A 1,259-nucleotide genomic window follows, 5' to 3' on the forward strand; every position below is an offset into this window, starting at 1 on the left:
GACGAGATGGTCGGCCAGGTGCTGGCCTCCGAAGGCTTCACCAGCGTTGAGGAAGTCGCTTATGTCGATTCCGGCGAGATCGCCTCTATTGACGGTTTCGACGAGGACACCGCTTCCGAAATCCAGACCCGCGCCCGCGAATATCTGGAGAAGATCGAGGCCGAGCACGACGACAAGCGCAAGGCGCTCGGCGTTTCGGACGAATTGCGCGAAATCCCCGGCGTCACCACCGCCATGATGGTGACGCTTGGCGAGGATGGCGTGAAGACGATCGAGGATTTCGCCGGCTATGCCGCCGACGACCTGACCGGCTGGAAGGAACGCAAGGACGGCGAGACAAAAGTCTATCCGGGCGTGCTGGCCAATCATGGCGTGACCCGCGCAGACGCCGAACAGATGGTTCTGGCCGCCCGCCTCAAGGCCGGCTGGATCACCGAAGACGAGCTTGCAGCCGAAGAAGTCTCGGCTGACGAAGCCGTTGGTGCGTGAGGTGAAACCGCATCGCACCGAACCCGCCCTTGGACGAGATGAACGATCGCACCTGCATCGTTACGCGCAAACAAGCCGAACCGGATGATCTGATCCGGTTCGTCGTCGGCCCGGATTCGGCCGTCGTTCCCGACATCAAGAGAAATCTGCCCGGCCGCGGTTGCTGGGTGAGCGCCGACCGCCTACATATCGACAAGGCTGCGGCGAAGAACCTCTTTGCCCGCGCCTTCAAGGCACAGGTGGTCGTGCCGCCCGATCTTGGCGGCATGGTCGACGGGCTGCTTTCCAGGCACGCTCTGGGCATGCTTGGTCTTGCCCGCAAGGCAGGCGCAATTTCGCTTGGTGCTACCAAGGTCGAGAGCGCGGTGCGCGGCGGATTGGCGCTTTTCGTGCTGCATGCTTCCGAGGCGTCCGATGACGGCGTGCGCAAGATCAGCCAGGCGCGACGGGCGACGGTCCATCTTGGTGGGCCCGCTATCCTTGCCTACAAACTTTTCTCCGAGGCCGAGTTGAGCTTGGCATTGGGGGGTACAAATGTGATACATGCTGCCGTTCTCGCGGGAGACGCGGGCAGGGCGGTCCAGAAGCGCATGGTTGCGCTCGACCGGTATCGGGGCGGTTCCCCGGACGATCTGGCAATGCTTGCGGCTGTTGCTGACGAAGATGATGCCGCAGAGGATATGGAATGAGCGATACGAAATCGGGTGACGACAATACGCTGAGTGTGACGCCGAAGAAGACCTTGACGCTGAAGCGCCCCGGTATGGAAC

2 protein-coding genes are annotated in these 1,259 nt (G+C 62.1%); both read left to right on the forward strand.

Annotation, left to right across the window (positions count from 1 at the left end; genetic code table 11):
• Positions 1 to 489, forward strand: a 489-nt coding sequence (locus EN932_RS36310) for a helix-hairpin-helix domain-containing protein (RefSeq protein ID WP_245483403.1), incomplete at its 5' end; no start/stop codon positions are given.
• Between the two features lie 38 nt (positions 490 to 527).
• Positions 528 to 1,178 (forward strand): RNA-binding protein, encoded by a 651-nt coding sequence (locus tag EN932_RS36315; protein ID WP_024503463.1) that lies wholly within the window; start codon positions 528 to 530, stop codon positions 1,176 to 1,178.
• Positions 1,179 to 1,259: the final 81 nt, after the last annotated feature.

Source organism: Mesorhizobium sp. M7A.F.Ca.US.002.01.1.1 (assembly GCF_004022955.1).
In the GTDB taxonomy this organism is placed as follows: Bacteria; Pseudomonadota; Alphaproteobacteria; order Rhizobiales; family Rhizobiaceae; genus Mesorhizobium; species Mesorhizobium ciceri.